The organism is Hymenobacter sp. UV11, assembly GCF_004684095.1.
GTDB lineage: Bacteria > Bacteroidota > Bacteroidia > Cytophagales > Hymenobacteraceae > Hymenobacter.
The window spans coordinates 191911-215135 of the sequence record NZ_SRII01000001.1; the positions used below are offsets into that span (position 1 = coordinate 191911).

Consider the following 23225-nt stretch of genomic DNA (forward strand, 5'->3'; position numbering starts at 1 on the left):
GCTTGGTAGCTCGCTATCCTATGCAGTACTACGTCCACTGCGCGTAGGGGAAAGACTCAGTTCGGCCGGGGTAGAAACGAAAAAAGGCCCTCAGCAGAATGCTAAGGGCCTTTTCGTGGTCGTATAAGGAGTCGAACCTTAAACCTTCTGATTCGTAGTCAGATGCTCTATCCAATTGAGCTATACAACCGATTTTCCCGTGTTGGGAGTGCAAAGGTAGAAAAATATTCCGCAAACCTGCAAGATGTGGCCGCTTTTTTTTGCTGATACAAGCGATTTAAAAATGCAAGTTGGTAATAATCAGGGGAAAATTTAGTCGGTCACCCCGCGCCGCAGTACCTTTTGCAAGGCCCGGTTGAATACCCAGTACAGCCCAAACAGCGACGCTGCGACCAGGCCTACCAGCACCAGCTTGCTGAGGGCGCCCTCGTCGGGGTCGCGCAGCAGGGCCAGCACATCCTGCGCCTTGGTGCCCAGCCAGTAAAAAAACAGGCTACGGGGCAGCATTCCCAGCACCGAGGCGGCCAGAAAGCGGCGGCGTAGCACGCCCACTATCGCCAGCACAAACGTCATGAGTGCGAATGGCAGCACCGGCGACAGCCGCGTGAGAATGATGAGCGGCCAACTCTGGGTTTGCAGCTCGGCCAGTACGGCATCGGCCTTAGGGAAGTGATGTAGCATCGTGCGCAGCTTGCCGTGGTCGAGGCGGCGGGCCAGCTCATAGCCCAGCGCGGCGGCCAGCGCGTAGGCCGCCACCATGCCCGGCAGCCCCATCCAGCCAAAATAATAGCCTGAAATAATGGCCACGAACGTGGTGGGCGTGAGGGCCAGCGCCATCGTGAGGCCCGCCACCGCAAAGTACAGCAGGCTCTGACCCAGGCTCAGGTGCTGGAGCAGGGTAGGGCTCTCGTAGAGCACGCCCAGCACAATCGCCGAGCCCAGCAGGGGCACCGCCAGCAGCAAGCCCATGGTGAGCAGGGTCGAAAAATTCTTTTGAAAAAGCTCGCGCAGAAAGTTCATAAGCTGAGTAAACATACGGCGGCGGGAAGGGCACGGCCGACTCAGCGGCTTATGCCCCACCAATTACCCACGGCCCAGCCTGTATTTTTACCCCACTTTCCCACCCCCAACTAGCCAGCCCGCGCAGCGGGCGTATCCACGAAATCCGTTAAATCCGTTGAATCCGCGATGAAGTTTGCCACCAAAGCCATCCACGCCGGCGTGCACCCCGACCCCACCACCGGGGCCATCATGACGCCCATTTACCAGACCTCGACCTATGCCCAGCGCTCGCCGGGCGACAACAAGGGTTACGAGTACTCGCGCACCCACAACCCCACCCGCACCCAGCTGCAAGACGCGCTGGCGGCGCTCGATAATGGCCAGCACGGCCTGGCGTTTGCCTCAGGTATGGCGGCCATCGACTGCGTGCTGCGCCTGCTGAAGCCCGGCGATGAGGTGATTTCGACCGACGACCTCTACGGCGGTAGCTACCGCATCATGACTAAGGTGTACGAGCCGCTGGGCATTAAGTGCCACTTCGTGCCCATGGGTGACCTGGCCGCGGTGCAGGCCAAAATCTCGGCCAATACTAAGCTGATTTGGGTTGAAACGCCCACCAACCCGCTGCTCAACATCATCGACATTGCGGGCGTGGCGGCCATCGCCAAGGAGGCCGGCGCGCTGCTGGCCGTCGATAACACGTTCTCTACCCCCTACTTGCAGGAGCCGCTGGCGCTGGGCGCCGACATTGTGGTGTATTCGCTCACCAAGTACATGGGTGGCCACTCCGATGTGGTGATGGGCGCGCTGGTGTTCAACGGCGATGAGCTGCTGGAACGGCTGAGCTTTTACCAGAATGCCTGCGGCGGTACGCCTGGCCCGCAAGACTGCTTCCTGGTGCTGCGCGGCCTCAAAACGCTGCACCTGCGCATGCAGCGCCACTGCGAAAACGGCCGCGCCATTGCCGAGTACCTGCGCCAGCACCCCAAAGTAGAAAAAGTGTACTGGCCGGGCTTCGAGAACCACCCCAACCACGCCGTGGCCGCCCGCCAGATGCGCGATTTTGGGGGCATGATTTCCTTCGTGCTGAAAGGCGATAAAAAGGAAGACGCTATCGCGGTGCTCGAAAAATTCCAGCTTTTCACGCTGGCCGAAAGCCTGGGCGGCGTCGAAAGCCTGAGCGGCCACCCCGCCACCATGACCCACGCCAGCATCCCGGCCGAGCAGCGCCGCAAGGCCGGCCTCTCAGACTCGCTCATCCGCCTGAGCGTGGGCATCGAGGACGCCGAGGACCTGATTGACGACCTGGCCCAGGCAATAGGGTAGGGGCAACCCAATGGGCCTGCCGGGTGCGTAGGTGGCTGAACTGGTGGCCCCATGCGCCATCTGTTCAGCCACTATGCGCCTGCTGTTTCTATTAATGCTATTCTTAGCTGCCTGTGCCCCGCCGCAGGCTGTTTCTCCCGCTGCCGTGTTGCCAATGCCTGCTGCTCCCCCTGTCAGTACCCCCGTTCCGTACCTTGCCCTCGGCGACTCCTACACCATTGGCGAGGGTGCCCAGCCCACCGACCGCTGGCCGATGCAGCTGGCCGCCCTCGACCGGCTGGGGGGGGGTAGGCTGACTGACCCCGACATTATTGCCCGCACCGGCTGGACCACCGCCGAGCTGCAAGGCGCCATTGCCGCCAGCGGCAACCACCGCACCGACTACGGCCTGGTGTCGCTGCTCATCGGGGTTAACAACCAGTACCGTGGCCAGCCCCTCGAAACCTACCGCACCGAACTGCGGCAATTGCTGGCCACGGCCATTGCCTACGCGGGCGGGTCCAGCGGGCGGGTAGTCATGCTCAGCATCCCCGATTGGGGCCAGACGCCCTTCGCCAACGGCCGCGACCAGAACCAGATTGGCCTTGAAATCGACGCGTATAATTCTGTGGCCCAGGCCGAGTGCCAGCGCCTGGGCGTGGCTTTCGTGCCCATCACCGACCTCACACGCTCCGCCGTCGGCGATGCCAGCCAGTTTGTCCTGGATGGCCTGCACTATTCTGGCCCGCACATGGCGCGCTGGGCCATGCGGGCGCTGCCCGTAGTGCGGGGCTTGTTGCAATAAAAGGCAACCGGCTGCGTCTGCGGGGCCATAGCCCCTTTTTAGTATGCAGCTTCAGCCCCGCCACCTCGGCAACAAATACCTCAACGTGCTGCCCACCAGCGTGAGCCCGCCCTCGGGCTACGGCCACCTGCTGCGGCGCTTTTTATTCGAGAAAAACGACCGCGAGCCGCGCCAGCCGCTCGGGCCCTTTCGGGCCGATGCGGCGGCACTGGCCGCGCCCGTGCCCGCCGATGCGCTGCGCGTAACCTGGCTGGGCCACAGCACGGTACTTATTGAAGTCGATGGCCGTCGCTTCCTCACCGACCCGGTATGGGCTGCGCGCGCCTCGCCCTCGCAGCTGGTGGGGCCCAAGCGGTTTTTTGCGCCGCCGCTGCCGCTGGCCCAGCTGCCGCCGCTCGATGGCATCATTCTCTCGCACGACCACTACGACCACCTTGACGAAGCGGCCATTCGGGCGCTGGCGCCGCGCGGCGAGCACTTCTACTGCCCAAGGGGGGTAGGGGCGCACCTGCGCCGCTGGGGCGTGGCCGCCGACCGCATTACGGAAGCTACCTGGTGGGATGTTGTTGCCCTACCCATTGGTTTTGAGTTGATTGCCACGCCGGCCCGCCATTTCTCGGGTCGCGGGCTGCTCAACCGCGACAGCACCCTCTGGGCTTCGTGGGTGCTGAAAGGACCGCAGCATCGCGTGTTTTTTGGCGGCGACTCGGGGCCGTTCGATGAGGCGTTTCAACAGATTGGGGCGGCGTACGGGCCGTTTGATTTAGTGATGCTGGAGATTGGCGCCTCCGACCCCGAGTGGGCCGACATTCACCTGGGCCCCGACAATGCCCTGGCCGCGCACCGGCTGCTGGGCGGTGGGCCGCTGCTGCCGCTGCACTGGGGCACATTCAACCTGGCGTTGCATGCCTGGCGGCAGCCCATGCAGCGCCTCATTGCGGCCGCCGACCTGGCAGTGCCGCTGCTGCTGCCCGCGCCGGGCCAGCGCGTAGACGTGGCCGGCGGGGCCGTCAGCTCGTTTTGGTGGCTGGCTTGACAAAGCACGAAAAGGGGGGTAGGCGCCACCCGGCGCCTACCCCCCTTTTCGTGCTTCAGCGCCCGGCGCTAGTTCCAGCCGCCGCCTAAAGCCCGGTAGATGTTCACCGTGGCATTGAGCTGCTGCATCTTGGTTTCGGTCAGGTCAAACTTCGAGGTTAGCGCGTCGCGCTGCGTAAAGAGCACCTCAGTATAGTCGGCCCGTACGGCTTTGAAGAGGCTGTTGGAGATGCGGATGGACTGGTTGAGGGCCTGCACTTCCTTCAGCTTGGCATCGTAGCTGCCCTGTAGGTTGTTGATGTTCGACAGCTGATTGGCTACCTCGATGTAGGCATTCAGCACGATGCGCTCGTAGTTGTACACTGCCTGTAGCTGCAAGGCATTAGCCGTGACATACAGGGCTTTAATGCCATTACGGTTAATCAAGGGCGCTGATAAATCACCAGCCAGGTTATACAGCATCGACTCGGGCGTAGTGAACAGCAGGCCGGGCTTGAAGGCCTCAAACCCTACCCCCCCAGAAATGCCCAACGACGGATAGAAGTTGGCGCGGGCTATCTGCACGTCCAGCTTGGCGGCTACCAGCTGCTGCTCGGCCTGCCGGATATCGGGGCGGTTGCTGAGCAGCTGCGCGGGCACGCCGGCCTGAATACTCGTTGGTACTAAGCCAGCAAATGCCTGGTCGTCGCGGGTAATCGGCTGCGGAAACCGACCCAGCAGGAAATTAATCTTGTTCTCGGTCTCCACAATGCGCTGCTGCGTCTTGTATTGCAGGCTTATAGAGTTCTGAACCTGGGCCTCAAAGCGTTTCACTGCCAGCTCCGTTGTGCGGGCTGCATCCATTTCCTGCCGCACAATGCGCAGGGCATTCTCCTGAATCCCAATGCCCTGCTTCAGAATAAGCAGCTGATTATCGAGGGCCAGCAGCTCGTAGTACGAGTTGGCAATCTCGGAAATCAGGTTGGTCACCATAAAGTTTTTGCCCTCCACGGAAGCCAGGTAGCGGGTAGCCGCCGACTTGCGCGCATTGCGCAGCTTGTGCCAGATATCGACCTCCCAGCTCGCAAACGCGCCCAACTGGTAGTTGGCCAGGGGGGTAGGCGTGCGGCGGTCGGGCTGAATATTGATAGCCTCTTCCGTGGCGCCTTGCAGCGTGTAGCGGCCCGGCTTTTCGCCTTCCGCCCGCGCCCCCAGCGACAGGAAAGGCAGGTAATCGCCCTTGCGAACCTGAATTTCGTTGCGAGCAATCTGGATTTCCTGGAGCGTAATGTTCAGCTCCTGGTTATGCTGCAGGGCCGTGTCGATGAGGGCGGCCAGGTTGGGGTCGGTGAAAAATTCTTTCCACCGCACCTTGGCCGTGCTCAGCGTATCCTGGGTGCTGTTGTTGTAAGTGGCTGGCACGCTGCGGCTCACGTTGCGCTGCACCAGCGTGGGTAGTTTGCAGCCGGCCACGGCCAGCGCCAGTACGGCCGCGCTCAGGCCCTGATAAATGCGTCTCTTAAACATGAGTTTCAATTTCTTCTGACACTAAAACCCGAGGCTCAAATCCTTCGCTAATCGGATACTCGTTCTCATCCTGAATCAGCTGGCGGCCTTCGGCCATAGTGCCGAAAATGTAGTACAAGCCCGGCACGAGAATTACCCCGAACACCGTACCGAACAGCATGCCGCCCAGCGCCGCCGTGCCAATGGTACGGTTGCCGATGGCCCCCGCGCCGGTGGCCAGCACCAGCGGAATCAGGCCGGCGATGAAGGCGAAGGAGGTCATCAGAATCGGGCGGAAACGGGCCTTCGCTCCCGCGATGGCCGAGGCGCGCACCGACGAGCCGTGCTCGTGCTCCTGCACGGCAAACTCCACAATCAGCACCGCGTTCTTACCCAGCAGGCCCACCAGCATCACGAGGCCCACCTGGGCATAAATGTTGTTGGCCAGGCCTAGCACCTTAATAAATAGGAAGGCTCCGAAGATGCCCGCCGGCAGCGACAGCACCACTGCTAGGGGCAGCAGGAAGCTTTCGTACTGCGCGGCCAATACCAAGTACACGAAGGCCAGCACGATGCAGAAGATGATAACGGCCTCGTTGCCGCGGCCTACCTCGTCTTTCGACAAGCCGCCCCAGTCGATGCCGTAGCCGCGAGGTAGGGATTGGGCCGCCACTTCCTGCACGGCCTTAATGGCCTCGCCGCTACTATAGCCCTGGGCCGCATCGCCCCGGATGGAGGCGGTGGTATACATGTTGTAGCGGTTGATTTCGTTGGCCCCCTGGGTTTTCACCAGCTTCATGAAGGCCGAAAACGGCACCATATCGCCCTTGTCGTTCTTCACCCACATATTCATGATGTCCTGGGGCAGCCGCCGATACTGCGGCTCGGCCTGCACGTACACCTTGAAGAAGCGCTGATATTTGATAAAGCCCAACTCGTAGGTACTACCTACCATAATGGAGAGCGTGTTCATGGCGTTGCCAATGCTCACGCCTTTCTGCATCGCCAGCTGGTTGTCTATCTGAATTTCGTACTGCGGGTAGTTAGCGCTGTAGAACGTGAACAAGCCAGCCAGCTCCGGGCGCTTGCGCAGTGCCGTCATAAAGTCGTTATTTACCTGCTCCAGCGCCTTGTAGTCGCCGGTGTTGGTTTTGTCCAGCAGCTGCAGCTGGAAGCCGCCCGCCGCACCGTAGCCCGGTACTGCCGGTGGCTCGAAGAATTCAATCGTCGCACCCGGAATCTCCTTGGCCTTCTTCTCCAGCGATTCTATCACGTCGTGGATAGATTCTTTGCGGTCCGACCACGGCTTGAGGTTAATCAAACAGGTGCCGGCGTTCGAGCCGCGGCCTTCGGTCAGCACTTCGTAGCCCGCCAGTGTCGAAATGCTTTGGATGCCGGGCACGTCTTTGGCCAACTCCTGCAGGCGCTCCGAGATAGCGTAAGTACGCTCCAGCGTCGAGCCGGGCGGCGTCTGAATAATGGCGTAGAGCATACCCTGGTCTTCGCTCGGGATGAAGCCGGTAGGCAGCTTGGCCGAAATACCGGCAATGCCCAGCGCGAAGATTATGAGGACGCCGAAGGTGAACACGCGCCGGTCCACGACCTTTTCCAGGAGGTTGGTATAGCGGCCGGTCAGCTTCTCAAACCCGCGGTTAAACCAGTCGATAAACCAGGTAATCGGCGTTTTCTTCTTGGGCTGGCCGTGGGTGTTTTTCAATATCATGGCGCACAGCACCGGCGTCAGCGTCAGGGCCACTACCCCCGAAATCACAATAGCTGTGGCCATGGTAATGGAGAACTGCCGGTAGAAAATGCCTACCGGGCCGCTCATGAAAGCTACCGGCACAAACACGGCCGTCATCAGGATAGTGATGGCAATGATGGCCCCACTGATTTCCCCGATTACTTCCTTCACCGCGCCGAAGGGCGAGAGGTGTTTTTCCTCCATCTTGGCGTGCACGGCTTCCACCACCACAATGGCATCGTCGACCACGATACCGATAGCCAGTACCAGGGCAAAGAGCGTAATCATGTTGATAGTCAACCCGAATGCCTGCATGGCCGTGAACGCCCCAATCAGCGACACCGGCACGGCCAGAATTGGAATGAGGGTCGAGCGCCAGTCGCCGAGGAAGATGAACACCACGATGGCCACCAGAATAAAGGCGTCGCGCAGGGTGTGGATTACGTTCTCGGTCGAGGCGTCGAGGAAGCTCGACACGTCGTAGCTGATTTTGTAGTCCATGCCCGGCGGGAAGGTTTTTTTCAACTCCTCCAGCTTGGCTTTCACGTTCTCAATTACTTCGCTGGCATTGCTGCCATAGGTCTGTTTCAGCACGATAGCCGCCGAGGGGTAGCCGTCGAGGTTGGAGTAGATGTCGTAAAACTCACTACCCAGCGACACGTCGGCCACGTCCTTCAGGTGCAGAATCTCCCCGTTGGCGTTGGCCTTAAGGATAACGTTCTTGTACTGCTCCACGTCGCTGAAGCGGCCTTGGTACGTGAGTACGTACTCCAATGCCTGGGCCTGGCCGCCGTCGCTCCGGCCAATACGACCCGGCGAACCAATCACACTCTGGTCGCCCAGCGATTTCATCACGTCGTCGGCTGAGATGTTGTAGGCACGCATGCGGTCAGGCTTCAGCCAGATGCGCATGGCGTACTGCCGGCTACCCAGGATGGAAGCCCGCCCAATGCCGGTAATACGCTGAATCTCCGGTATCATGTTCACCCCGGCGTAGTTGAACAGGTACTTCATGTCCGTGTTCTTGTCCTTGCTGTACAAGTTCACGTACATCAGCATGTTCGGCACTACCCGGTTCACGATAACGCCCTCGCGCTGCACCAGCACTGGCAAGCGGTTGATTACCTGCGCAATGCGGGTATTCACGTTTACCACCGCCTGGTCGGGGTCGGTGCCGAGGTTGAAGATAATCTGAATGTTGGCCTCGCCGGCGCTTACTGCGTCGGAGGTCATGTACTTCATGCCTGGCACCCCGTTCACGGCCTGTTCCAGCGGAATCAGCACCGACTCGGTGAGCACTTTGGCACTGGCACCCGGATACGCCACGGCTACCATTACCTGGGGCGGCGAAATCTCGGGAAACTGCGAGGTGGGTAGGGTTTTGATGGCCAGCACGCCCATGAACACAATTACCACCGAGATAACGATGGCAAATACTGGCCTCCGAATGAATTTACTGAACATAATACACTATAATAATATGTTTTTAAAAGCCTGAGGCGAAAGCTATTCCGAATGCACCTTCAATTGGGAGATGGCCTTTTGCGGAGTTTCGTAGGTATAGCTTATCTTATCGCCATCCTTCACTTTGCGAATGCCTTCCAGCAGAAATTTGTCCTTGCTGGTCAGGCCACCCGTAATGATGAACAAGTCAGGCATTTCGGCCCCAATAGTGACTTCCCGCTGGTGCACCACGTTGTTTTTGTCCACCACGTAGACGTACTTCTTTTCCAACACTTCCAATGTCGCCTTTTGCGGGATGAGCAGCACGTGGTTGAGGGGCACCGTCATCAGCACGCTACCGGTTTCGCCGTTGCGCAGCAGCCGGTCGGGGTTCGGGAAAGTGGCCCGGAAGGCAATGTTGCCGGTTTCGTTGTTGAAGTCTGCCTCAATGGTTTGTACAATGCCGGGGTATTTAAACACCTCATTATTGGCCATCATTAGCTTTACTTTCATCGTGCTGTCGCCTTTTAGGTGCTCCTTGTAGGCCAGGTACTCAGCTTCCGGTACATTGTAATACACCCACATTTTGCTGTTGTCGGAGAGCGTTGTCAGCAGGTCGCCTTCATTAACCAGGCTGCCCAGCCGGCCCTGGAAGTGGTCCATAATGCCCGCAAACGGCGCTTTAATGGACGTGAACTGGAGGTGGGTTCTAGCCAGCGATACATCGGCGTTGGCCTTGTCGAACTTGGCCCGCGACAGAGCTAACTCATTCTTCGATACGATGTTGCTGTCGGCCAGGCTCTTCGTGTTCTTGTATTCCATGCCTACGTAATTGGCTTCGGCCTGCGATTTTTGCAGGTCGGCCTGGTAGATAGGCGGCATAATCTGGAACATGGGCTGACCCTTTTTCACCGTCTGGCCTTCGTCCACGAATATCTTTTGCAGGTAGCCTTTTTCCAGCGCTCGCAACTCGATGTGCTGGTAGGCGTGAATCTGGGCCACATACTCTTTGGTAACGGTAGTGTCCGTGAGCAAAGGGGTGCTAACCAGAAGCTTGATTTGCTCTTCCTTTTCCTCTTTTTTCTCGGTGCAGCTAGCAACGCAACACACAGCAAACAGGCTAAGGAACAGGGACATTCTTTTCATAAAAGCATCAGAAATCATAACTAAGCGATTGGTTATCCAGAAAAAATAGTGTTGTGAGAAAGCGCGGTAAATGCCAGCTGCCAGCCCCAACAGTGCGTTGGTAGCCGGCGCTCTAAAGTCAGCCCGTCTTCATGTTGGCTTGGCTCATCAGGAGTCCGAAAGACATCGTGGCCAAAAAGGAATCCATCTGGTAGATGGTCCTGTCAAATAGGTGATTTACATAGTTCTCCATCAGCTATGTTCAGAAAGCAAAAGGCCACTGAACGCCAGCAGCATGCTGGCCCCAATTCAATTGTTGAGAGTAGAATGGTGGGAATACGCCGACGCTGCGTTGCTAGTGCCGAGTGCTGGGTAGTACAAAAGTCAGCAGGTAGCTATTAAGAAGACATGAAGAAACAAGGAAGAACACATGAAGAAATTGCGCACTAAGTGGCTGGGCTGGCTCCAGGGCTGGCAATCGGTAGGGTAGGCGCGCCAGCCCACTAGCCAAGAATTGATGAAGCAAAATTGCGGCGGCGGTATTAACATGGTATTGGAAAGAAATTAGAATTTTCTAATCCAGCGCTTCAAGCCGCCATCCACAATGAGGCTATATTTCGGATGGTGACCCGGCGTCACGCAACAGTCCAGGTTGCCGAGTTTGCCTGAGCCTCGGCAGAAGTAGCGAGTCTCTCAGGTCCCTACCCCCTTAGTGTCGCCCCGGTAGGGGAGCGCCGCGCCGCCTGGGTTGGGCAATGCGGACGGGTGGCCGGGCACAGTTGCACACCCAATCCGCACGAAAGTGCGGCCTGCATAGGCCTGTAGCTGAACAGCCTGATACTGCCCCAGCCTTGCCGGGCACGCAGTAGCTGCCCCCAGTAGCTAATCCGGCTGCTTGCTGCTGAGCCTGTACACAAAAGCGAGTATAACAACAGCTAGAATATTTTGTATAAAAGTTGCCTGGATGAAAAGCTTGTGTAATTTGCCTACGATAAATTTTAAACAAGCAATCTTTATTACTGCTTTTTGCATGAGAAAACGCCTACTTACTCCCTTGTTTGTGGTGGCCGCACTGGCCGCCCACGCCCAAAAAATAACCGTAACGGGCCGCGTCCTCAGTGCCTCTGGCGAGGCCCAGCCGGGCGCCACGGTGCTGGAGCGCGGCACCACCAACGGCACGGCGGCCAATGCCAGCGGCGAGTTTTCGCTGTCGGTTTCGCCTGCCGCTACCCTCACTGTTTCGGCCATTGGCTTTGCTACGCAGCAGGTGGCCGTGAATGGTCGCACCAGCCTGGATGTGCGCTTGGTGGCCTCGGCCACCGACCTGGGCGATGTGGTAATTACGGGTTCGCGCGCTAGCGAAGGCCGCTCCAATGTGCTGACTACCGCGCCGGTAGACGTGATTTCGGCCCGCGAAATCAAGGCCTTCGCCCAGACCGATGTGAGCCAGGTGCTGACCTACGCAGCGCCGTCGTTCCAGTCGTCGCGCCAGTCCATTTCGGATGGTACCGACTTCGTAGACCCGGCCAGCCTGCGCGGCCTCGGCCCCGACCAGGTGCTGGTGCTGGTGAACGGCAAGCGCCGCCACAACTCGGCCCTGGTCAACATCAACGGCACGGTGGGTAGGGGCTCGGTGGGTACCGACCTGAACGTGATTCCGACGGCCAGCATCAAGCGCATTGAGGTGCTGCGCGATGGCGCGGCGGCGCTCTACGGCTCCGACGCTATTGCGGGCGTTATCAACATTCAGCTCAAGGACGACTCGACCGGTGTGCAGGCCAGCGGCCTCTACGGCCAAACCACCCAGAGCGATGGTAAGACTGAGCAGGCCGACTTCAACGTGGGCATTGGGCTGCGCGGGCATGGCTTTCTGGACGTGAGCGGGCAGTTTCTGAACCGAGGCTATACCAACCGCGCGTTCAGCGACACTACCCCCCTCGTGTACCTCGGCAACAACGGCGGCAACTACCCCGCCTCGGCCACCACCGAGCAGTCGCGCCGCGACCTAAAGGCGCAGGACGATGCCTTGGTTGCCTCCAACGGTTTCAACCGCGTCGATTTGCGCGTGGGGCAGTCGTCGTCGCGCAACTTTGGCGGCTTTCTCAACGGCGAGTATCGCCTGGGTGGCGGCTACACGGTGTACCTGTCGGGCGGCGCGTCGTACCGCACGGGCCGCGGGCCGGGCTTCAACCGCCTGCCCAGCCAGCCCACGCAGAGCGACCTCAACCTCTTCCCCAACGGCTTCCTACCCTTCATTAACACCACCATCTACGACCAGTCGGCCATTCTGGGCCTGCGCAAGGACTTCGGTGGCTTCGCGGCCGACCTGAGCAATACCTTCGGGCGCAACGAGCTGGACTACAACGTGGATGGCTCCGTGAACGCCTCCCTACCCCAGAGCCCGACTCTGGTAGGTCTGAATCCAACCAGCTTCTACGCCGGCAAGCTAGCGTTTCTGCAAAACACCACCAACCTGGGCTTCTCGCGCCGCTACACCGAAGTGGGGCCGCTGGCTACTCTCAACCTGGCCTTTGGCGGCGAGTTTCGGATTGATAATTTTCAGATTGGCCGGGGCGAATATGCTTCCTACATCAACGGCGGCCGCCTTGTGAATGGCGGCCCGGCGGCGTCGGGCTCGCAGGTGTTTCCGGGCTACCAGCCGCAGGATGAGGTGAATAAATCGCGCACCAATCTGGCCGGCTACGTGGACCTCGAAAGTGACATCACCGAAAAGCTGCTGGTGCACCTGGCCGGCCGCGCCGAAAACTACAGCGATTTTGGCGGCAACGTGAGCGGCCAGGCCGCCGTGCGCTACAGCCTGATTGACGCCATTGCCCTGCGTGGCTCCATCGGCAACGGCTTTCGGGCGCCGTCGCTGCAGCAGCGCTATTTCACCAACACCAGCACGCAGTTTGTGAGCGGGGTAGCCAACCAGGTGCTCACCGTGAACAACGATAACCCCATTGTGCGCAACGGCTACACGGCCGGCGGCACCGGCCAGCAGGGCTTCGGGGTAGAGTCGCTGAAGCAGGAAAAATCGACCAACTACAGCGTGGGTCTCACCGCCCGCGATGGCCACGGCTTTACCCTGACGGTAGATGCGTACCAGATTGATATTAAGGACCGTATCGTGCTCTCGTCGCAGTTCACGCGCACCAACCCCACGGTGGCGGCCATTCTGGGTACATTGCCCGTGAGCCGGGTGCAGTTCTTCGCCAACGCCGTGAACACCCGCACGCAAGGTATTGATATTGTGGCCAATGAGCGCCTGCCCATCGGCGACAACAGCCGCCTGCTGCTAACGGCCGCCGCCAACTTCAACAAAACGGAGGTGACCAGCTTCAACAGCTCCTCGTCGACCATCAACAGCGACCAGACTGCCGGCACCAGCAACCTGCAAAACACGCTCTTCGACCGCGCCCAGCGTACGCGCCTCGAAAGTGGCAACCCGCGCAGCAAAATCAATTTGTCGGCAGCCTACACCGTGGGCAAATTTGGCATTGAGGCCCGCTCGGTGCGCTTTGGCGAAGTAAAAACGGCCGATGCTGACCCGGCCCGCGCCAACCTCGACCAGACCTACTCGGCCAAGTGGATTACCGACCTCACGCTCAGCGCCCAGGTGACCAAGCAAGTTGGCCTCATAATCGGCGTCAACAACCTGTTCAACGTGTATCCCGACAAGATTTATGTGAACCCCCGCAACGACCCTAACAACTTCTCGGCCGACCCCAACCTGAGCTATAACTCATCGCTGGACAACTCCAACCGCGGCCGCTTCCTCTACAACGCCAACCAGTTTGGCTTCAACGGCGCCTACTACTTCGCCCGCGTGAACATCTCGCTGTAAGGATAGCTCCAGACACAAAAGAGCCCGCGCTGCCTATGCAGCGCGGGCTCTTTTTGCGTTCGGTAAGGCTTAATTGCCAGCGCGTAGCAGGCGGGCCATCGGCCGGCCATCGGCGCCGCGCGCCACGTAGAGGCCGGCCGGTAGGGTAGGGGTAGGCTGCCACTGCACGCGGCCATCGGCCCCGGCCTGAAGCCGCGCCACCACGCGCCCCAGCTCATCGACCACAGTAACGGCCTGGCCCCCGGCCGCCGCCTGAAACTGCACCTGCTCGCGAAACGGCATGGGGAAGGCCGCCCCACTGATGGGGGGTAGGGCCGGGCGGTCGGCCAGCGGGGTATTTGGGGCCGACACCAGGAACGAGAACGTCTGCTCCTCGCTGGCATTGAGCGGGCAGCCATCGTCGAGCACGGCCACGGTGGCCGTGTAGCGGCCCGGCGGCAGCGTGGCCGGTACCTGCCAAGTAAGACGCGCCTGCGTAGCTCCCAATGTAGTAAGGCTGAGGCCCGGCACTACGCCAGTCGCGTCGCTGCTGAAACGCAACGACTGGCCCGCGTCCGGGTCGGCGGCACTGAGCATGAGGCTCACCGCTTGGCCCGCCCGCACCGAGATAACTTGGCTGGGTAACTGAGCCGCGCCAGTGGCCAGCGTGAAACCCGTGAACATCGGCGGGATATTGGTGGTGCTGTAGACTAAGTACGAGATATCGCGTGTGACGTAGCCAATGGGCTGCCAAGTGCCATTGATGCGCCGGTACTCATCCACGCGGGCCGCCATGGCGTAAACGCCTTGCCGCACCGACCCAGCGGGTGCCGTGAGGGCCCCGGTGGCTGCATTCAGCTGAAATTGTCCTGGTATGAAAGCTACCACATCCGTGCTGCACAAGCTGAGCGGCTGCATCGACGACTGTGGCGTGGCTAGGCTATACACCAGCGAATCACCGTCGATATCAAATGTGGTGAAGCTGTAACGCTGCGCCGCGTTGCCGCAGATGTAGGGCAGCAGGTTGCTTTCGAACCGGGGCGAGTTGTTTTGCACCACCACCGCATTATCTAGAAACGAACTGATGTGCACTGCTTGGTTAATAGAATTAACTATATTCACAATATTAGCCGCGCGGTTATCGATACGCACGCTCAATGTCCACTGGCCGCGGGGTAAATTCACGTCCGTTTCGAAAAGAAGGATACTGTATGTCCGAATGGGGGTAGCCGGCGCGCAGCCGAGGGTTATGAGCGGCGCCGACTGGTTGCGGGGTATCGTCACGGTGAAATAGTCGGCTGCGGCCGCGTTGCAGCCGCCACGGTTGCACGTGAGGTCTACCATATCTTGCTGCACGGCATTCGTGGCGTCCTTAAACAAGCGCACCGTGACGTGGTAGCGCGGCACGCCGGCCGTGGTGCTGGCCACCGGCGCGTAGGCAATATCCCCGCCCAAAATGTGTGTGGCGTGCGCGGCCCGCAGCCCGCCTACCCCCATCAGCAACGCCAGTAGCCAGCGTAAGCGAAACCAAGTGAACATACCCAAGCCGTTAAAGGATGAAAATCAGTAAACCGAATTACCCAAATATCGGCTACTAATCACCAAGTTGCAAAGGGGGTAGGGCTCAGTTATTTGCCCGCCGGCGCGCCGGCCGCACTATTGCCGTCCAGAATTTGAAACAGGGCGTCGAGCTTGGGGGTGAGAATAATTTCGGTGCGGCGGTTCAGGGCCTTGTCCTGCGGCGTGTCATTGGCGGCCACGGGCACGTACTGCGAGCGGCCCGAGGCCGTGATGCGGCTGGGCTCGACGCCGGCCGCCGTGAGCAAGCGCGCAATGTCGGTAGCGCGCAGGGCGCTCAGGTCCCAGTTGTCCTTGGCGCCGTTTACTACGCCGCGCACGGGCACGTCGTCGGTGTGGCCTTCCACCACCACGTTCACGTCTTTTTGCTCTTGCAGCACGGTGGCCAGCTGTTTTAACGCTTCCTGGCCCTTGGGGTCTACCTTGGTAGCGCCCGATTTGAAGAGCAATTGCTCGGACAGCGACACGTACACCTTGCCGTTTTTAACATTCACGGCCAGGTCCTTGGAGTTGAAGCTGAGCAGGGCGTTGCTCACGCGGGCCTTCAGGTCGTTCACGGCCTTGTCCTTATCGGCCAGCTTTTGGGTGAGGTCGGCCAGCTTGGCTTCGCGGGCGGCAAGGTCGGCCTTGGCTTTTTGCAGGCTCACGTCGAGCTGGCCCAGCTCGTTTTCGCGGGTAGCGAGGTCTTTAGCCAGCTTGCCGTAGTCGGCGTTGCGGTCGGCCAGGGCGCGGTCGCTGTTTTTGAGCAGCTTGTCGTAGCTATCGGTAAGCTGAGAGTAGAGCGTGCGGGTGCGGCGCAGGGCGTTGCCGGTCTGGGTCGAGTCGGCCACCAGGCGCTTCTGGTCGAGGCGTAGCTCGGCAATGGCGTCGGTGGCTTTTTGCAGGTCGGCCTTGGTTTGGCGCAGCTGGCCCTGGGTGGTGGTCAGCGACTGGGCATCGCTCTGCTGGCGGGCTTCGAGGTCCTGGTAGCGCTTGGCCGTGACGCAGCTGCTGAGCGAAGTAGCGCCGCCCGCCAGCAAGGCCAGGCTGAAGAGGGGGTAGGAAAGAAAATTTTTCAAGCAGAAAAAAGCCGCAAGAGGCCGGCTGAGTGATGGATGGGCTAAGTTACGGCCGCGCTGCCCTTGCCCGGCGTGGGGCCATTGGCAGGGGGTAGGGCCGGCCCGATGAGCAGCGCCAGCGCCGCCCTACCCTGCCAGGCGGGGCCCGATGGTAACTATCGCTTAATTTTGCCCGTCCGCAGCAGGCTTAAGGAAAAGATTAGCGTAGTTGCTGGTCAGTAGCATCTGCCGCCCCTCTTATTTGTCATCTCTCTAGTACCCACCAGTATGGCTTGGTTCAAGCGCCAGGAAAAGGGCATTATCACCCCTACCGAGCAAAAAAAAGAAACGCCCGACGGCTTGTGGTATAAGTGCCCCGAGTGCAAAACCGTGGCCTCGATGGCCGAGCACAAGCGCCTGCACTACGTGTGCGCCAACTGCAGCTACCACGACCGCATCGACGCGAGCGCCTATTTTGAGCTGCTCTTCGACGGCGGCGAGTTCACGGAGCTGGATGCCAACCTGACCTCCGGTGACCCGCTCAACTTCGTCGATACCAAAGCCTACCCCCAGCGGGTGCAGGCAACCGAAAAAAATACCGGCCTCAAAGACGCCGTGCGCACGGCCCACGGCCTCAGCGCCGGCCAGCCACTGGTGATTGCAGCCATGGACTTCCGCTTTATTGGCGGCTCGATGGGCTCGGTGGTGGGCGAAAAAATTGCCCGCGCCATCGACTACGCCCGCCAAAATCGGGTGCCGTTTCTCATGATTTCGCGCTCGGGCGGCGCCCGCATGATGGAGGCCGGCTACTCGCTCATGCAAATGGCCAAAACCTCGGCCAAGCTGGCGTTGCTGTCAGAGGCCAAAGTGCCCTACATCAGCCTGCTCACCGACCCCACCACGGGCGGCGTCACGGCTTCGTTTGCCATGCTCGGCGATTTTAACATTGCTGAGCCAGGCGCGCTCATCGGCTTTGCCGGCCCGCGCGTTATCAAGGAAACCATTGGCAAAGATTTGCCTAAGGGCTTCCAGAGCGCCGAATTCGTGCTAGAGCATGGCTTTCTGGACTTTATTGTGGACCGCCGCGAGCTCAAGCAACGCCTGGCCGACCTGCTGGGCATGGTCGGAAAAGCGTAGGGTAGGGGCTAAGCTCGGCAGCCATGGGCGCCGAGCCGCTGCTACTGTTACCGCGCCGATACGAAAAATAAACAAACCCGCACCGATAACAAGTGCGGGTTTTTGCGTATAGACCCTAGGTGTTATCACCAAACTTTCATTTAAAACTCAGAATCATGACTACTACTAAGTCTTTCTTAGCTGTGCTGCTGGCATTTGTTATGCTGCTTGGCTCCTGCGCTACCTCGAAGCCGGCCAACGGTTCCCTATCTGATAACAACGGTACCGGCGTGCGCAAAGACGGTATGAACAAGACCACCAAAGGTGGCCTGCTGGGCGCTGGTGGCGGCGCCGCCGCCGGTGCGCTGCTGGGCGGCATCCTGGGTGGGGGCAAGGGCACGGCCATTGGCGCTATTCTGGGGGCAGCTGCGGGCGGCACTACCGGCGCGCTCATTGGCCGCAAGATGGACAAGCAAGCTGCTGAATTGCAGCGTAATATGGCTGGTGCCAAAGTAGAGCGCGTGGGCGAAGGCATCAAAATCACCTTCGACTCGGGTATTCTGTTCGATACCAACTCAGCAGCGCTACGCGCCGCTTCTACCACCGATATCAGCAAGCTCGCCACTACCCTCAAGGAGTATCCCGATACCAATATTCTGGTTGAAGGCCACACCGACAACACGGGTACCGACGCTATCAACCAGCCGCTGAGCGAAAATCGCGCGCAGTCGGTATCCAGCGCCCTTACCGCAAACGGCGTGGCGGGCACTCGCATTAACACCAAAGGGTATGGCTCGTCGCAGCCCGTGGCCGACAACTCGACTGAGGCCGGCAAGCAGGCCAACCGCCGGGTAGAAATTGCCATCTTCGCCAACGAGAAGATGAAGAAGGCTGCCGAAAACGGCTCCCTCTAAGCCAAGGGGTTAGCGTGTGTTATTGCAAGCCCGAAGCGTAATTGCTTCGGGCTTTTTTTGCACATTAGAAATAACCTGAGCAAGAGCTTTTGCGTAAAAATCGGCGCGGCCCAGCCGCCGCTTTCCATTGTTTTAACAAGCGCATTTATATGAAACTCTTCCCAAAATTTTTCGCGATAACCCTGGCCTTATTCGTGCTGATTGGCACAGTTACCCAGGCCCAGGACAAACCCAAAGGCTGGAGCCGTAAGGCCAAAGGTGCCGCCATCGGCGGTGGCGGCGGTGCTGTAGTGGGCGGCCTGCTGGGCGGCGGTAAAGGTGCCCTAGTGGGCGCCGCAGCTGGCGTAGTAGGTGGCGGCCTCGTTGGTCGCAACCAGGATAAAAAGAAGGACCCGGCCCGCTACAACCGGTACCGCAATAAGTAGTAAAACCGGGGGGAGGCCTTTAGCCGCCCCAGGCAGCTTAGCAAGAGCCCGGCCGCACGCCGGGCTTTTTTGCGGCCATCGAGCCCGCAAAAGGGGGTAGGGATAGCAAGAGCGGGAGTTTGGCAAGGTGGTTGTAAATACCGAACTTGCCGCCGCGTTGCCCTAGCGCCTGGCGCAGTCGTTTATCTATTTTTATTTTTTTCAGTTCATGAAATCCCTCAAACTCTCGTTTTCCTACATGCTGGCTGTGCTGCTCCTGCTCGGCCATTTTGCGCAGGCACAGTCAACTACCGTTACCACTGCCAAGCCCGCGGGCATGAGCAAAACGCTGAAGGGCGGCATTATTGGCGGCCTGGGCGGCGCGGCGGGCGGCGCCATTCTGGGCCGCGTAATTGGCGGTAAGTCGGGCACGGCTAAAGGTGCTATTCTGGGCGCGGCCGTGGGCGGCGCGGGCGGGGCCCTCATCGGCCGCCGCATGGATAAGCAGGCCGCCGAACTGCGTCGCGACCTCGACGGCGCTACTGTTGAGCGCGTGGGCGAAGGCATCAAAATCACGTTTGCTTCGGGCATCCTGTTTGGCAGCAACTCTTCGAGCCTGACTTCGGCCGCCGCCGGCAACATCGACGAACTGGCTACTACCCTCCAGAAATACGCCGATACCAATGTAACCATTGACGGCCACACCGACTCGTCGGGCAGCGATGCCATCAACCAGCCCCTGAGCCAGCGCCGCGCGCAGGCCGTGGCCAACGAGCTGACGAGCAAGGGCGTAGAAACCAGCCGTATCACGGCTACCGGCTATGGCTCGTCGCAGCCCGTGGGCGACAACGCTACCGCCGCCGGCAAAGCCGCCAACCGCCGCGTAGAAGTAGCCATCTTCGCCAACGAGAAGATGCAGAAAGCCGCCAAGCGTGGCCAACTATAAGACCGCAGATTCAACGGATTTAACTGATTAGGCGGATACGGGGCTGCGCCCCTGGCTGTTGTTGGAGAGTTGGAAGGCCGCCCTTGGGCGGCCTTTTTTCGTAGCAGGATTTCCGCAGCCTGGTTGCTTCCAAAAAACTAGTCGCGAGCAAGTAGTCATCCTTCCACCGCGTAGCCAGTAGCGCAGCTATGTATCCGTTATATCCGATGAATCAGTTAGAATCTTCGGTCGAGAAAGCCCTGGCCGACCATACCATCCTGGATGAGTTTTACGGCCGGGTGCCACCCGCCCCGCGCCGCACGCCCATGCGCGAGCTAATTTCTACCCTGCTCTCGCACCGCACTACTCACGCCGACGAAGAGCTGGCCTACGACCGCATGCTCGAAGCCTTTGGTGACTGGGAGGGCGTGCTGCACGCGCCGCTCGATGGCCTCATTCACGCCATTCGTACTACGCGCTGGCCAGCTACGCAGGCTCCGCGCATCCAGGATATTCTGGGGCGCATCAAAGCCGAAACGGGTGGTAGCTTCTCCCTCGATTTCTTGGCCGACTGGCCCACCGAACGCGCCATGCAGTGGCTCACCGATATGCCCGGCATCGGGCTGAAAACGGCCTCACTGGTGCTGCTCTTCAACTTTCGCAAGCCCGTGCTGCCCGTCGATGCTCACGTGCACCGCGTGATGCAGCGCTTGGGCGTACTCGGCCCCAAGGTGTCGGTAGAAAAGGCGCACAGCGTGCTGCTCGACCTACTAAAGCCTCGCCTCGACCCCGAAGGACTGTTCAACTTTCACAAGCACAACTACTGGCACGGGCAGCAAATCTGCTTTTTTCAGAAGCCGAACTGCTCACGTTGCCCGCTCAAGGGCTTTTGTGACTACTACCAGGAACATGTGGGCGCGCCTACCCCCGCCGCGCTGGCCGAAACGCCCGCGCACTGGGATGCCGCCGCCTGGGGCAAGCTGCCGCATTAGCTCAGTGTAGGGTAAGCTTTAGCTTGCCTTTTGCCACACCTGGCGAGCTAACGTTTACCCCGCAACTCACTGGGCGTGGCAAAGGCAAGCTAAAGCTTACCCTACATGCGGGTTACCTTTATCCATGCGCTTAGTTAAGCACCCCGTCCTCTGCAACTACTACGTCACGTACCGCTGCAATGCAAAGTGCTCATTCTGTGATATCTGGGAAAAACCATCGCCCTACATCACGCTGGCCGACGTAGAAGCCAACCTACGTGACCTCAAGCGGCTGGGCGTCAACGTCATTGACTTCACCGGTGGCGAGCCGCTGCTGCACCGCCAGCTACCCGAGTTTCTGGCCTTGGCCCGGCAGCTGGGGTTTATCACTACCGTCACCACCAACGGCCTGCTCTACCCCAAAAATGCCGAAAAGCTGCGCGGGCTGGTCGATATGCTGCATTTTTCACTCGATAGCATCGACCGCGCTACTCACGACCGCGGCCGGGGGGTAGCGTGCTACGATTTCGTGCTCGAAAGCATTCGGGTGGCCAAAGAGCTGGGCGAGCGGCCCGATATCCTCTTCACCGTATTTCGCCACAACCTGGCCGACCTGGAGGCAGTGTACCGAGAAATAACCCAGCCCAACGGCCTGGTGCTCATCCTGAACCCTGCTTTCGAGTACGGCGAGGTTGAAACCGGTGAGCAGCTGACTGAAGCCGAACTGGACTTTCTCTCGGCCTTTGGCAAGCGTAAGGGCGTGTACCTCAACGAAGGGTTTATTGCGCTACGCCGCGACGGCGGCAACCACGTGGCCACGCCCGTGTGCCGGGCCGCCAGCACCACGCTCGTCATCTCGCCCAGCAACGAACTGGTGCTGCCCTGTTACCACCTCGGCCAGCAAAAATTTCCCATCAACGGCCGGCTGTTCGACCTGTATCAGGCTCCCGAAACGCAGCGCCTTGCCGCCCTCGAAGGCCGCCTACCCCCCTGCGAAGGCTGCACCATCAACTGCTACATGCAGCCCAGCTTCGCGGTCGAAACCAGCAAGTATTTCTGGCAGGCTTTGCCCAGTACGCTGAAATACAACTGGGAAAAAGGCACCTGGAAGCGCCTGCTCGTGCGGTAATCTTTAGCTTGCCGTGAAATACCGCATCAATCGGTGATGCGGCACGCTAAAGCTTACCCTACTTCTATGCCCGCTCTCATCCTCCCCGTGCACGGTATTATGCCTGCCATTGGCCCCGATTGTTTTATTGCCGACAATGCTACCATCGTGGGCGATGTGGTGCTGGGTAGGGCCTGCACCGTGTGGTTTACGGCCGTGATTCGGGGTGATGTGAACAGCATCCGCATCGGCGACGAAACCAACGTGCAGGATGGCGCCGTGCTGCACTGCACCTTCGAAAAAGCGGCGCTTACCATCGGCTCACGCGTGAGCATCGGCCACCGCGCGCTGGTGCATGGCTGCACCGTGCACGATGACGTGCTCATCGGCATGGGCGCCATCGTGATGGACCATGCCGTAGTGGGCGCGGGCTGCCTCATCGCGGCCGGGGCCGTGGTCCTCGAAAACACCGTCTGCGAGCCCGGTTACCTCTACGCCGGCGTGCCCGCCAAAAAAATTAAGCCCGTGAGCGAAGCGCAGGCCGAGGGCTTGCGCCGCACGGCAGCTAACTACCAGCGCTACGCCAGCTGGTTTTAGCCGAAACAAATAGGATAGTTAATGTATAAAATGTTTTTTAAAAAAATAGATGCATGTTGTGATACTTTGGTGTAGGAAATAACGAATGTCTGGCAATAGCTTTGCCGCTGAGTTTACTTCTTTTCACCTTTTTTCTTACTGCTTCTCACTATGAGAAAAACTTACCGTTTGCTGCTAGCCCTATTGGTTGCAGCTACCTCGCTGTCTTCGTGCAGCCGCTCTACTTATTCTTTCAATAATGGTGCCCCGGCCTATCTGGGCTCAGAGCCGGCGCATGTAGTAGCGTCGGCTGCTCCAAAAAGTGTTGAAAAGGAAGTTGCTGCCTTGGCAACCGAAGCCCAACTACCTGCCACTTTGGCAACTCCAGTAGTTCATGTTGCCCGCGCTCATCGAGCAGCTATGGCTCCGCTAGCTCATGCTACGGCCGCTACGGCCAGCGTTACCAGCCAACCGTCTGCAGTAGCTAAGTTTGACCGCAAAGCTTTCAAGCACGAGTTGAAGCGCCAATTGGCTGCGGCTCCTAAAGACATATCGGCCGAAGGAAAAAGCCAGCTAGTAGCTGTGTTACTATGCTTTTTCTTGGGTGGGCTTGGTATCCACGACTTTTACATGGGATATGTAGGTAAAGGTATAATTCAGATTATTCTGACTCTCCTTATCGTTGGTTTCATTCTCGTAATCATCGACTTTATCCGCCTGCTAACGGGCAGCCTGAAGCCGAAGGATGGTGACTGGGGCACTAAGCTTTAAGAAGCCTTCGATAAAGCAAATAAAAAACGCCTTCCTGTGGCAGGAAGGCGTTTTT

17 protein-coding genes, 1 tRNA gene and 1 pseudogene are annotated in these 23225 nt (G+C 59.4%); 12 read left to right on the plus strand and 7 right to left on the minus strand.

The features are described from left to right. Nucleotides 1-116: 116 nt before the first annotated feature. A tRNA-Arg gene (locus E4631_RS00740) sits at nt 117-190 on the minus strand. Nucleotides 191-312: 122 nt separating this feature from the next. Continuing rightward, entirely contained in the window at nt 313-1035 is a 723-nt protein-coding gene (locus tag E4631_RS00745) for a TVP38/TMEM64 family protein (RefSeq protein WP_240734567.1), read from the minus strand. 150 nt (nt 1036-1185) lie between these two features. Here E4631_RS00745 and E4631_RS00750 point away from each other — a divergent pair. The 3 genes and pseudogenes from E4631_RS00750 to E4631_RS00760 all read left to right on the plus strand — a co-directional run. Continuing rightward, nucleotides 1186-2328 (plus strand): annotated as a pseudogene (locus tag E4631_RS00750) (cystathionine gamma-synthase); the annotation flags it as partial. Between the two features lie 154 nt (nt 2329-2482). Further along, nucleotides 2483-3112 carry an SGNH/GDSL hydrolase family protein gene (locus E4631_RS00755; RefSeq protein WP_240734569.1) on the plus strand — a complete coding sequence of 210 codons (630 nt, stop codon included), beginning with the start codon at nt 2483-2485 and terminating at the stop codon, nt 3110-3112. A 43-nt stretch (nt 3113-3155) separates the two neighbouring features. Then, entirely contained in the window at nt 3156-4148 is a 993-nt protein-coding gene (locus tag E4631_RS00760; RefSeq protein ID WP_133658197.1) for an MBL fold metallo-hydrolase, read from the plus strand. Nucleotides 4149-4216: 68 nt separating this feature from the next. Here E4631_RS00760 and E4631_RS00765 read toward each other — a convergent pair whose 3' ends face one another. The 3 genes from E4631_RS00765 to E4631_RS00775 are packed head-to-tail and all read right to left on the minus strand — an operon-like array spanning nt 4217 to nt 9965. Continuing rightward, nucleotides 4217-5653: a TolC family protein gene (locus tag E4631_RS00765; protein WP_133658198.1), complete on the minus strand. Its 1437-nt coding sequence runs from the start codon at nt 5651-5653 to the stop codon at nt 4217-4219. After that, the gene (locus E4631_RS00770; RefSeq protein ID WP_133658199.1) at nt 5646-8840 is read right to left on the minus strand and encodes an efflux RND transporter permease subunit; all 3195 of its coding nucleotides are present in this window, start codon (nt 8838-8840) and stop codon (nt 5646-5648) included. Before E4631_RS00770 ends, E4631_RS00765 begins: the two co-directional genes overlap by 8 nt. A 42-nt stretch (nt 8841-8882) precedes the next feature. Further along, complete coding sequence (locus E4631_RS00775) at nt 8883-9965, minus strand: efflux RND transporter periplasmic adaptor subunit (protein WP_133658200.1); 1083 nt, start codon at nt 9963-9965, stop codon at nt 8883-8885. Nucleotides 9966-10974: 1009 nt separating this feature from the next. Between E4631_RS00775 and E4631_RS00780 the strand changes: the two genes are divergently transcribed. Then, entirely contained in the window at nt 10975-13791 is a 2817-nt protein-coding gene (locus E4631_RS00780) for a TonB-dependent receptor (RefSeq protein ID WP_166648132.1), read from the plus strand. 69 nt (nt 13792-13860) lie between these two features. On the opposite strand, the gene E4631_RS00785 is transcribed toward E4631_RS00780, so the two are convergent. Both E4631_RS00785 and E4631_RS00790 read right to left on the minus strand, forming a co-directional pair. After that, nucleotides 13861-15309 (minus strand): hypothetical protein, encoded by a 1449-nt coding sequence (locus tag E4631_RS00785; RefSeq protein ID WP_133658202.1) that lies wholly within the window; start codon nt 15307-15309, stop codon nt 13861-13863. An 89-nt stretch (nt 15310-15398) separates the two neighbouring features. Beyond that, nucleotides 15399-16406: an OmpA family protein gene (locus E4631_RS00790; RefSeq protein WP_240734571.1), complete on the minus strand. Its 1008-nt coding sequence runs from the start codon at nt 16404-16406 to the stop codon at nt 15399-15401. 267 nt (nt 16407-16673) lie between these two features. Between E4631_RS00790 and accD the strand changes: the two genes are divergently transcribed. The 8 genes from accD (at nt 16674) to E4631_RS26195 (ending at nt 23170) form a co-directional block, all read left to right on the plus strand. Further along, nucleotides 16674-17522: an acetyl-CoA carboxylase, carboxyltransferase subunit beta gene (gene accD, locus E4631_RS00795; protein ID WP_133658203.1), complete on the plus strand. Its 849-nt coding sequence runs from the start codon at nt 16674-16676 to the stop codon at nt 17520-17522. 155 nt (nt 17523-17677) lie between these two features. Continuing rightward, nucleotides 17678-18415, plus strand: coding sequence for an OmpA family protein (locus E4631_RS00800; protein ID WP_240734573.1), 738 nt, complete (start codon nt 17678-17680; stop codon nt 18413-18415). Nucleotides 18416-18564: 149 nt separating this feature from the next. Continuing rightward, the gene (locus E4631_RS00805; RefSeq protein ID WP_133658204.1) at nt 18565-18840 is read left to right on the plus strand and encodes a YMGG-like glycine zipper-containing protein; all 276 of its coding nucleotides are present in this window, start codon (nt 18565-18567) and stop codon (nt 18838-18840) included. A gap of 208 nt (nt 18841-19048) precedes the next feature. Further along, nucleotides 19049-19765 (plus strand): OmpA family protein, encoded by a 717-nt coding sequence (locus tag E4631_RS00810; RefSeq protein WP_133658205.1) that lies wholly within the window; start codon nt 19049-19051, stop codon nt 19763-19765. Between the two features lie 206 nt (nt 19766-19971). Then, complete coding sequence (gene nth / locus E4631_RS00815; RefSeq protein WP_133658206.1) at nt 19972-20736, plus strand: endonuclease III; 765 nt, start codon at nt 19972-19974, stop codon at nt 20734-20736. 124 nt (nt 20737-20860) lie between these two features. Continuing rightward, on the plus strand, nt 20861-21844 hold the full coding sequence (locus E4631_RS00820) for a radical SAM protein (protein ID WP_133658207.1): 984 nt from the start codon (nt 20861-20863) through the stop codon (nt 21842-21844). A gap of 66 nt (nt 21845-21910) precedes the next feature. Next, nucleotides 21911-22420 carry a gamma carbonic anhydrase family protein gene (locus tag E4631_RS00825; protein ID WP_133658208.1) on the plus strand — a complete coding sequence of 170 codons (510 nt, stop codon included), beginning with the start codon at nt 21911-21913 and terminating at the stop codon, nt 22418-22420. Nucleotides 22421-22570: 150 nt separating this feature from the next. Beyond that, nucleotides 22571-23170 carry a TM2 domain-containing protein gene (locus E4631_RS26195; protein WP_205704183.1) on the plus strand — a complete coding sequence of 200 codons (600 nt, stop codon included), beginning with the start codon at nt 22571-22573 and terminating at the stop codon, nt 23168-23170. Nucleotides 23171-23225: the final 55 nt, after the last annotated feature.